Source organism: Mucilaginibacter sp. P2_A5 (assembly GCF_056404995.1).
On sequence record NZ_JBFUCY010000008.1, the window covers coordinates 198,371 to 209,358 of the forward strand.

A 10,988-nucleotide genomic window follows, 5' to 3' on the forward strand; every position below is an offset into this window, starting at 1 on the left:
TATACTAACGGGAAACTTTCGCCTGGTTAAAAATATTAAAATGAATAATATCTTATTTATGTATACCATATAAATATTACTCATTTTGCCTTATATTAACAGTTCTAATTAATTATACTGTATGGGAAAACCTTTACTTACGCATAAGTTGTATTTTTATATGCGTTACATTATTATATGTGGTGTAACGGTTTTTACAGGCATATCCCCCAGCCTGGCCCAGGCCAATCATATAAAAGTTTTGTTTGAGCGGCTTAATACAGCAAAACACGATACCGATAAGGTAAATATATACTATTCTATTTCCAGGCAATATTGGGGTAAAAATGCCGACAGCGCTCTTTTAATGGCGCAAAAATCGCTTGATCTTGCACAAAAAATTCATTTTGAAAAGGGCGTGGCGTTGGCCTATGTTTCAAAAGGGGTAGCCTTGGGATATAAAGGCAAGTGGCCCGAAGCGTTGGAATGCCATTTTCAGTCTTTACGCATCAGCCAAAAATTGGGGATGGAAGGATTAACCGGGAATGAATATAATAACATCAGCGGCATGTACGTAAGTATCGAGGATTATTCAAAAGCACTTTACTATAACAGGCAAGCTTATAAAATAGCCTTGAAACAAAATGATCCCACACATGAGGGAGTAGTGAGCTTATTGATAAACTTAGGCGAGATATTTAAGAAAAAAGGCCAGCCCGATTCTTCCATACTATATAACACCCAGGCACTGGTTATCGCAAAAAGAGGGAAAAACCCCATCAACGTAACTGTTGCACTGTATAATATTGGCGAAAACTACGTTACCAAAAAGGATTACAGGAGGGCGCAGGTTTATTTTTACAAAGCGCTTGCTATTGCGCAAAAAAACGGCGACGACGAAGATATTGCTTATTGCCATAACGGGCTGGCACTTACCAGTTATTATACAGGCAACTACAATGCAAGTATACGCTATGCACAACAAGGCCTGGAAGAAAGTAAAAAATCTGGCATTATTGAACTTATTGCAACTGCTTATAAAGTGCTGTATCTAACCAATCAGAAAAATGGCAGTTATAAGAAAGCGCTATATTACCGAAACCTTGAATTTGCTTTAAACGACAGCTTGAAAACCGCCGAAAAAGAAAAAGTTATCCGGAATATACAATCATCTTATGAACTGGAACAAAAGCAACGGCAAATTGATTTGCTGAATAAAGATAAAGTCATAGGGCAAAAAGAGCTCGAGAGGGTAAGAATAAGGCGTGATTTATTAACCGCCGGGGCTATCTCGTTACTCATATTCGCTTTCGTCCTGTTCAGAAATTACACACAAAAAAGGAAGCTTAGCGAACAGTTGGCCCTACAAAACAAAGATATATCGGCGCAAAACCTGCAGCTGGAAGAATTGGTGCATGTAAAGGACAGGCTGTTTTCCATTATAGGACACGATTTGAGGGGCCCAATCCATACCATCAGCCATATGATGGATATGATAAAGGAAGATGACCTATCGGAAGAAGAAGGTAAGTATTGGATTGAGAAGGTATCCGATACGCTTAAAATAACCGCGCATCTGGTCGAAAACCTGCTGTATTGGGCAAAAAGCCAGATGGATGGTATCCAGGCTAATCCCGCCGGTTTTGATGTTCAAAAGGTAATTGAACAAAATGTAACCCTGCTGAAAGAACGGGCTGCCGAAAAAAAGGTGCTGGTAACAGGGGGAGAGCTTACCGGGCCCGAAACTGTTTATGCCGACGAAACCATGATTGATATAGTGATCAGGAATTTAGTAGAGAATGCCGTAAAATTTTCAGAAGCAGGCGATACGGTTGCGGTGAGCGCCAAAAAAAAGGAATCTTTTGCCGTTATAATGGTAAAAGACAACGGGAAAGGTATCCCGGAGGAGGCGCAGGCAAAAATATTTGATAAGTTTTCGTCATACACAACTTTTGGTACAGCCAGCGAAAAAGGAAGCGGACTTGGGCTTTTATTGTGTAAAGAGCTTGTCGAAAAAAATAATGGTACTATATGGTTCGAAAGCAAGGCAGGCATCGGCAGCTCGTTTTATTTTAGCATACCATCGCTATAGCCGCTCGGGGTCCTCGCAATGCTATTTTTTTCTTGCTCCGGGGACCGCAAAGCTTTAGGAAGTTGACGGATAGTTACGGCCTGTTAATACGTCTCCGCATTCTGGCACCAGGAGGAATTCAGCATAAAGCGCGACTGCCGGCCGCGCTTTATGCAAAGGCAAAGTTTCACCAGCCTGCCTTATAACATTACCGGTTACCTGCCGTGGCCGCATCAAACACGCGGCAAAAGTTGCCGCCGCCTATTTTGCCTATTTCATCTGCGTTAAAACCGGTATTTAGCATAGCTTCTACTACGGTGTAATAAAATCCCGTCTTTTGATCCGGCCAGATTTGGTTGGTACCTCCGTCCATTTTGCCGCGGTTTGGTCCGCCATTAGGGCCATCAGGGTTTTTATCGCCTGGAGGAGGACCGTCGGGGCGGTTGCCAGGTATGCCTCCGGATGGCGGGCCTTGTTGGCCCGGTTTGGGGCCGAAACCGCCGCCCGCCGGCCTGTAGGCCGGGGTTAGTTTGGTATCGGTGCCTATGCAAACGTGATCTATTCCCACAACATCAACCAGCGCCCGGATATTTTGGGCATACTCCAATGCCGAGCCGGCCAGGTGCGTCCATACGCCGATAACGCCTCCTGCATCAGCCACAATTTTAGCCTGCTCCTTGCTGATGAGCCGGGGGCGCATCATGCGGGCCATGTTTTCGTTTTGCCCCAGCTGGGTATCAAGACCGGTGTGCGAAATGATGACCGGATGTTTAGCCACTTTAAGCGCGGCTGCCACAGTTTCGGCGCTGGCATGCCCCAGGTCGACCAGGATGCCAAGGCGGTTGCACTCGCGGATAACGTCGGCACCGAAAGTGGTAAGGCCGCCCCAGCGCGCGGGGTTGGTGAAAACGTCGCCCAGGGGTACCGATGAATCGCTGTCATGCAGTAGCGTAAGGTGCCGCAAGCCGCGGTTATAGGCTTCCTCAAGCCGCTCCAGGTGCCCCTCCAGAAAATGACCGCCCTCAACCGATTGGATAACCGTGGGTTGGTGCTTTTTACGGGTGGTGTTAAGATCGGCCAGGTTCAGGGAGCGCTTTATATGGTTGCGGGCCAACTGCTGGTCCATCGAGGCCAATCCATTTTTAAACCGTTCGTAGGCATCGCCGGGGTTTTGTAATTTTTGATAATCTACGGCGAATGTCATGCAGATGGCCGCTAAGCCCGACTTTTTCAGTTCGCCTGCCAGGTTGATATCCGGGCCGGGCACTTCAACCGTGGCCAGGGGTACGTCGATATGATTATGCGTATCTATGCCCATGGTGTCGGCTACTATTTTGGTTACGCGCGGATCTACCCCATTGGTAGCCCAGGCAGCCAGCGGGTTCAGCATCATCGCGGTACCCGCCCCGGCTACTGTGGCAGCAGTTAGGAATTCCCGCCGCGACAAGGTTGGTTGAAACTTCTTCATCATTTTAAATTTACAGGATGGCTGTTTGCTTTGATCTGTATATCGAAGGTAGCAACTGTTCGGCGTATCGCTCTGTGTAATCGGCATTGGGCCGGAATGAATAGACGAATTGGCGGATAGAGCCGATGAGGGGGATGTGTAGGTAGTAAACTAATACGCTATAGTAACAAAGTTGCTCAAATTAACGCCCATTTTCTTCCACTTGTCCTGGCTTGCTATGCGGGCGTAGCAGTTTTTAGAAAATGGTGTGATTGCTACCGGGAGTACTGTAAGCGGAGTTTCCTTCTTATCCATCCGTCCTTCTATCCACTGAACGGTTACAATAAACTCTCCGTTAACCCTGATGTTATATTGATCCAGGTTGATGTTGGTCCAGCCGGTTTTAAAATTATCTACTGTGGCAAAAATTTGCCTGTTACATAGCAATGTGTCGGGCATGGCATTTTTTACGGCGTAAATATTTACCCTGAATTTTATAAAATTGAAGTTGTTTACCGATATGTAAAAGTTGAAATCTTTAATAATGGCTTGTTTTTGGCTGGTTTTATACAGCATCCCCATTTCTGAGCCAATGGTTTCGTTGGCCGTTTTTTTGTTGTGAACCGACACTTGTACAAATTTGCTTACGGCTTGCCGGCCAATAATTTCTGTGTTTGTTGCCCGTATAGCATTTGTAATTCTCACTTCGGCAAGCTGTTGCGGCTTTAGTGATAACTGGATTGTTTTATCGGCCGCCGGTATAAAGTCCCTTACCAGAATTTTCAACGCGGCATAGCCCACTATGCTTACCTGGATGGTATCTGCAAAATTATCCTGGCTAATGCCGAAGCTAAAATGCCCGGCCGTGTCTGTTACTGTGCCATTGGGCTTGTTTAAAATCCCCACACTCGCATAAGCCAATGCCTTGCTGTTTCCCTTATCAATCACAACTCCGTTAAGTATAATATTTTCGGCAGTGTGATTCTGCGCGTAGACATGTGAGGCAGTTATACATACCAGGAAAAGCAACAAGAATGGTTTTATGGTCATGATAGGGTGTGTTGCGTTGGCAAATGGCAACTCAAAAAACTACGTTGTTTTAACATATTTATTATAAGCTTATTGATAAATATATTTTGATATCAGGTCTCCCGGAACATTTTTGGGCCTATCGTGTTAGCATGAAATATAGAACCCACGGGCAGTCGCACAAAAGATGCCAAGTGGGGCAATGTCAACGCGGTTTTATTTGTATGCTATTGCCGCGCTTGATGGTCCTGCTAGCGGAAGAAGCAAAGTTGATTTAAACCCGGCAATATTTGCCCACCTGTTAAAGTCGGCAAATGTGTAATCAAATCCTGTTCCTGTTTCAATAAGCATATTCAAACTCATCATCATACCAAAAACATTTTGCTTTCGCTCATCATCTATTATACCCTCAATAGCTACAAATGCCCCGCCCACAGGGAGTGCTTCGTAAGCTTTTCTCATTAATGATATTTTATTTTCTTCGTCCCAATCATGCAGGATATTTCCCATTACAACAATGTCTGCATTGGGTATTGGCATAGTGAAGAAGTCGCCGCTTGCGGTTTTTACACGATCTGATAAGCCAAATTGCTGTATGGTAGCGTTTGCAATAGGCGCAATCGGTGGCAGGTCAAAACTTGTACAATGCATATGGGGGTTATGTTTTGCAACCATAAGTGAAAGCAACCCGGCCGAACCTCCTACATCAATCAGCGTTTTATATTTGGTAAAATCAAATTTTTGAGCAAAGGCCATAAAATTACCCATTTGGATACCGCTCATGGCATTGGTAAATTCTTTTAATTTTTCAGGGTCGCTGTATATCAACCCAAAAAAATCCTCGCTTCTTTTTGCCTCGTTTTGCGGAAGCCCGGTAAGCAGCCCCTCGCCCAGGTTACCCCAAAATCCATATAAACGATTGTTCATCATTTCAAGGATACCTCCAATATATGATGGCTTGTTTTTATCTAAAAATGTATCTGTGTCTGTGGTGTTTGAATAAATAGCGGTATCCAAAATGCCATCACGTTTTAAAAAACCAAACACGGTTAAAGCATCTAAAAAATCATAAATATTCCTGTCTGTGCATTTAAGCCCTAAAAGATCTTTAACATCTTTGGCCTTCATCGTTTTCTTTTCGGCAAGCGTGGTGAATAATTGAAAACTCACTGCTGTCAAAAGAATCTTTGAGGCCCAAAAGCCTGTGCCAATTTTCATAATGTTTTCGGGCGATGGCTGGTTAGTTTGCTGTTCCATTTTTTTCTTATTAATTGTCGGTTTTTAATAAATTGGCTGTGTCTTACGGGAAATTTTACCGGGGCTGGTAAAAATTAGGTTATATAAAAATACACCGATTTAATTTGATATAAGAATAAAAGAGTATTTGATAAACGGCCGGGTCATCCCACATTACTCCTAATCATCCCTCTATAGTTTCCCCTTGACGCAAAAAGGCTAATAATTAATTATGGTCATTACTGGTGTCTTCCTCAACTTCAAAGCAACCTTTTGCCCTGCGGTTACGAATACAACTAATGTCACCCATTAATAAAAGAATGAACCTAAAAACCAATCTGCATTTAAAGCTGAACGCTTTTGCCCAAAAGGGAAAGTGGAATAATATCCTGGTAAAAATTATTACTGCCCCATTGTTTTGGATTTTACTTGTCAGTGGCGTTGTGCGGGCAATTTATTATTCGGTTTTATTAACCACCCGTGCCGTTGATACAGCAACTTATATTAACTACCCTGCCAATATTTTAAAAGGCGAAACCGATGGGCTGCGTACGCCGGTGTACCCGTACTTTATCAAATTGGTGAAGCTGTTTGGTGAGCAAAATTTGATGGATCATGTGGTTGTTGCACAAATCATTATTTCATTCCTCGGAATCATCTTGTTTTATAATGTGGTGAAGATTTGTTTCAAGCAAAGCGGCGTAGTATTTTTTGCAACCTTATTATATGGGGTACTGCTACCCGTCATCAATTTTGATAAGCTGGTGCTCACCGAATCGCTCTCGATCAACTGTAGCCTGCTGGTTATCTATATGGGGGTTAAATACCTGCAACGGCCGGCTAGTGGCAAAGCATGGGCGCTCACCTTGTTTGCTTTTGTTTGCATCATGCTGCGGCCATCATTTGTTTATTTATTGCCGTTGATAGTTGTGTTTTGGATTTCGAGGTTGCTTTTCTTCCGCAAAGACTGGAAAATGTGCCTTTCCGGGCTGGCTGCCTCGGTAGTTGTTATATTGTTAATAATGGGTTATTCTCATCTAAACAAAAAGAATCACAATTTTAACGGCATTTCCGTGGTAAGTAATAATAACGAAATGGCGGTCATCGTCATCGCTAATATTTATCAATATGGTAATGACCCCGAAATTACTGCGGCCATAAAAGCTAATCTTGATCTGCAGCAAAAAACCACCGGGAAGCCCGCCAAAGGCGAGAGTGTGATGGTAAAATTTGAACCCGACCGCGTGCATCAATTCATCGTAACGTGTATAAAAAATCAACCGGCTGCTTTTGCTTTGGCTATAGGTGGCAAACTAATCGATTTACAAACACTCAATATATTCACCAATTACGCCGATCATAAGTTCTGTTATCTGGCCTTTCGGATGAATAATATCGAGTACATGTTATTTTGTGTGACGTTTAATATCCTCTATATTTTTATCGTGGTTACTCTGGTGATGATTATTACCGGGTGGTTCAAAAAAAAACAAATACCCTGGTTTAGCCTGTTATTGTGGCTACTGATTTTTGCACAGGTGGCAGTTGCTATTATCGGCGGATATTCCGAATACCCCCGCTTAATTTTACCCGCTATGCCTGCCCTTATCATTCTTCTGTTTTCATACATCGATAAAATCAGCTTCGCAATAGATCGTAATAAATTAAAAAGTTACCCGGTAACCATCTAAATTTATCTAAGTAATAGCCGGGACTAAGGAGTTCCGGCCAGCTTACTTAACAGTTGTGAACGTAAGCGTTAAAGATTATGGTCTTATAGCTTTACCCATTCACTTAGAAACAAAACAGGAACTCTTTTATGGCTGATTGGATTGCGCGGCGGGTTATTCACTGATGGATCGTGCAATACGGAAACCCAAATCGTCAATTTTAAAGCTTGTTGGATGGCTTCGCCTGCGATTTGTTGCCAAGCAGCCCCTTTCTTCATCGCACCAGCCACCCCCGCGAAAAATGCGATAAGATCCATAAACTGTTTCATCGTACACGTCAGAACACCACTCCCAAACATTACCCAGCATGTCATACAATCCCCAGGGATTTGGTGTTTTCATTCCAACCTTATGCGTTGTTTGTCCTGAATTTTTTTTGTACCAGGCAATGTCATCAATCCCGCCGTACCTTATTCCATCAGTACCGGCCTTACAGGCATATTCCCATTCCGCTTCAGAAGGAAGTCTAAAGCCTTCAGAATTTAAATTATATACGATATCGCCCGACGGCTCTAAAATATAGAAAGGTTCAAGGCCTGTTTTGATAGAAAGCTTATTACAAAACAATACGGCATCTTTCCACGATACATTTTCTACAGGGTTCTCATTCCCATTAAATACACTGGGGTTTTCATTCATAACCTCATAGTAAAAAGCCTGTGTTACAGGATATTTAGCTAATAAAAATGGTTGTATTTCTACTTTCCAGCTATGTTTTATACGATCATCTCTTAAGGTAATTTCCCCTAAGGGAATTCGTGCCATTCCGCTAATTATTTTTTCAATGTCTATAATATCGTTAGCGTTTTCCACTATAATTTTACCAGTATTGCAATTAATTTTAAATGTATAAAAAATAAACAAAAGCCTCCGGATTTTTATCTGAGGGGCTTTTTCTAATGATCTTTCCCATGCTGTTCCCATGGATGGGTTAAAATGTGGCCTCGCATTACAAAAGCCAAACTCTTTTATGATTGATTTGCACAATGCTACGGGTTTAAGAGGTTTTTAATTGCACCAATTGATGCCTGATCAAATATTGCATTGATTCTTTTACAACCATGTCGGTATTTGTTGGATTAAAGCCTAATTCTTTTCTCGATTTTGCTAAACAGAAGTCCTGTTGCAATCCTGAAAACATAGCAATGTCTTTAGTGCTCAATAATGGTGCTTTCCCATTCATTTTACTTCCTAATTCCATTAACCAGGCAATAACAAATAAAATAAGTTTTGGCACTGCTACCGGTAATTTGATTTTCAATTCGGGGAAAAGCTGTTGTGCCATTTTTGTAGTATCTTTAATAGATGTACATTTTTCATTTGCCAGGATATACCTTTCTCCGTTGATCCCTTTAGTTGCCGCTAAATAGCAACCTTCGGCAACATCTTTTACATCTACCCAGTTAAGCGCTATGTTAGTTTCTACCGGGATTTCTTTTTGCAGAATTAACCTGAGAATATTGTACGATACATTTAATGGCGCAAAAGCTTCACCGCCTATCATAGCCGACGGCAATACAGCTACCAACTCTATATTAAGTTCCTTTGCAAGTTTAAAAGCCAGTTGTTCGCCGTCGTTTTTTGAGTTATAGTACACATCCCTGCGATCTGGGTTATAACCGTAACTTTCCTTTGCCGGGGTGTTGGTATAATTTAACGCGGCTATTGAACTCACATATACAATTCTTTTAACCCCAGCCTCTGCGGCTGCCTCTATCATGTTCCTGGTGCCCCGGATATTTACATCATAAATTTCTTTTTGGGGATCTCTGGCCCAAAGCTTAAACGCAGCGCCTACTGCATAAAAGGTATCTACACCTTGCAGTGCCCTTACCAACGATTGCTTATCAGTAATGTCTGATTGAACCACCTCACAATCCAAACCTTCAAAAGGTTTTTTATCATTAATATTCCTTACCGATGCACGTACCGCAATGCCTTTGCTGATAAGGAGTCGTACTAAATTGTTGCCGAGATGCCCATTTGCGCCGTTAACCAATGATAGCTGCTGATTTTCCATTTGCTTATTTTTTAATAATTAATGGTTCAAATCTGCCGACTATAAAAGCTAATCCACTTGACAAATGTTAGGAAAGCATCCGTTTGCGGATACGGCTCAAACTTTCGGGTTTCATGCCCAAAAACGAAGCTATGTATTGCACCGGTACATGGTGGATGATAGCCGGATAGTTTTCGATAAGTTTTTTATATCGCTGCTCTGCTGTTAATGTGGCAAGCTCTTTTGAACGGTTCTCGTTGTAAGCTATAGACTGCTGAAATACTTCAATACTGAAATCTTTAAACGCTTCGCTTTTACCGGTTAACCTGTCTAAATTGGTTTTTGTGATCCTAAGCAATTCACATTCGGTAATGCATTCTACACTTTCATCAGCTTTAGTTTGATTGATAAAATGAAAGTAAGAAGTTAAAAAGCCCGGCGGACAATTAATATGAGTTGTTACTTCGTCGCCATTTTCATTGTAATGAAAAATACGCATAAAGCCTTTTACAACAAAATACAAGTATTGGGGTATGTATCCGGCTTGTTCAACAATTCTGTTTTTAGGCAACAACACCGGCTCAAAACATGCTTTGCATAAATCATTATCAGCTGCTGTTAGCGGTCCCTTTTGAGATATTATATTTAGCAAGTGCTTGTGCATACCACCAAGTTATCAATAAATAACACTATTCTGCCGAAAGATCTCGTTCCCGTCCCCTCAGGGTCTCTCAGAGAGGACCCTGAGGTTCCAATCACCTCGCATAAACGCGGCTTCGGGAATTACGACTTGCGCTGTGCAGCCGCGGGTCCTCTCCGAGAGACCCCGCGGGGACAGAAGCAGATCAATTGCAATACACAAGCATCGGCTGGTGCGGTGAAAACACCGACCAGAAGCTGAATGAAAAATACGCATAAAGCCTTTTACAACAAAATACAAGTATTGGGGTATGTATCCGGCTTGTTCAACAATTCTGTTTTTAGGCAACAACACCGGCTCAAAACATGCTTTGCATAAATCATTATCAGCTTCTGTTAGCGGTCCCTTTTGAGATATTATATTTAGCAAGTGCTTGTGCATACCACCAAGTTATCAATAAATAACACCATTCTGCCGAAAGATCTCGTTTTGTAGTTTCCCGTCCCCTCAGGGTCTCTCGGAGAGGACCCTGAGGTTCCACATCACCTCGCATAAACGCGGCTTCGGGAATTACGACTTTGCACTCTGCAGCCGCTGGGTCCTCTCCGAGAGACCCCGCGGGGACAGTTTCGCTATAATAACTATAGGCACATGGATACTCCAAGTTTAACAATCTCAGTTAACCAGCTGTTTTTTAAACTGGTTAGGGCTAATACCCGTTTCCTTTTTAAAAAGCCTTGAAAAATAGGGCAGGTTTTCAAACCCGAGCTGGTAGGCTATTTCAGATACGCTTTGGTTATCGCCCGTGAGGCGGTTCTTGGCTTCGTTTACCAGGTAAATATGGATCAGGTCGATGG

Annotated in this window: 9 protein-coding genes; 2 read left to right on the plus strand and 7 right to left on the minus strand. The window is 42.5% G+C overall.

The features are described from left to right. Window positions 1–121 precede the first annotated feature (121 nt). The gene (locus tag AC1DXF_RS09325) at window positions 122–2,071 is read left to right on the plus strand and encodes a tetratricopeptide repeat-containing sensor histidine kinase (RefSeq protein ID WP_477448038.1); all 1,950 of its coding nucleotides are present in this window, start codon (window positions 122–124) and stop codon (window positions 2,069–2,071) included. A 187-nt stretch (window positions 2,072–2,258) separates the two neighbouring features. On the opposite strand, the gene AC1DXF_RS09330 is transcribed toward AC1DXF_RS09325, so the two are convergent. The 3 genes from AC1DXF_RS09330 to AC1DXF_RS09340 all read right to left on the minus strand — a co-directional run bounded on the left by AC1DXF_RS09330 (window position 2,259) and on the right by AC1DXF_RS09340 (window position 5,783). After that, entirely contained in the window at window positions 2,259–3,518 is a 1,260-nt protein-coding gene (locus AC1DXF_RS09330) for a dipeptidase (protein ID WP_477448039.1), read from the minus strand. Window positions 3,519–3,668: 150 nt separating this feature from the next. Next, window positions 3,669–4,547, minus strand: coding sequence for a carboxypeptidase-like regulatory domain-containing protein (locus AC1DXF_RS09335; protein ID WP_477448040.1), 879 nt, complete (start codon window positions 4,545–4,547; stop codon window positions 3,669–3,671). 195 nt (window positions 4,548–4,742) lie between these two features. Next, window positions 4,743–5,783: a methyltransferase gene (locus AC1DXF_RS09340; RefSeq protein ID WP_477448041.1), complete on the minus strand. Its 1,041-nt coding sequence runs from the start codon at window positions 5,781–5,783 to the stop codon at window positions 4,743–4,745. A gap of 299 nt (window positions 5,784–6,082) precedes the next feature. On the opposite strand from AC1DXF_RS09340, the gene AC1DXF_RS09345 reads away from it, so the two are divergent. Further along, window positions 6,083–7,453, plus strand: coding sequence for a hypothetical protein (locus AC1DXF_RS09345; protein WP_477448042.1), 1,371 nt, complete (start codon window positions 6,083–6,085; stop codon window positions 7,451–7,453). Window positions 7,454–7,606: 153 nt separating this feature from the next. On the opposite strand, the gene AC1DXF_RS09350 is transcribed toward AC1DXF_RS09345, so the two are convergent. From AC1DXF_RS09350 to AC1DXF_RS09365, 4 genes are all read right to left on the minus strand, one after another. Further along, window positions 7,607–8,416 (minus strand): formylglycine-generating enzyme family protein, encoded by an 810-nt coding sequence (locus AC1DXF_RS09350; RefSeq protein ID WP_477448043.1) that lies wholly within the window; start codon window positions 8,414–8,416, stop codon window positions 7,607–7,609. 73 nt (window positions 8,417–8,489) lie between these two features. Then, window positions 8,490–9,512: an NAD-dependent epimerase/dehydratase family protein gene (locus tag AC1DXF_RS09355; protein WP_477448044.1), complete on the minus strand. Its 1,023-nt coding sequence runs from the start codon at window positions 9,510–9,512 to the stop codon at window positions 8,490–8,492. A 67-nt stretch (window positions 9,513–9,579) separates the two neighbouring features. Next, the gene (locus AC1DXF_RS09360; protein ID WP_477448045.1) at window positions 9,580–10,155 is read right to left on the minus strand and encodes a Crp/Fnr family transcriptional regulator; all 576 of its coding nucleotides are present in this window, start codon (window positions 10,153–10,155) and stop codon (window positions 9,580–9,582) included. A 651-nt stretch (window positions 10,156–10,806) separates the two neighbouring features. Continuing rightward, on the minus strand, window positions 10,807–10,988 hold a 182-nt coding region (locus tag AC1DXF_RS09365), incomplete at its 5' end, for a helix-turn-helix domain-containing protein (RefSeq protein ID WP_477448046.1).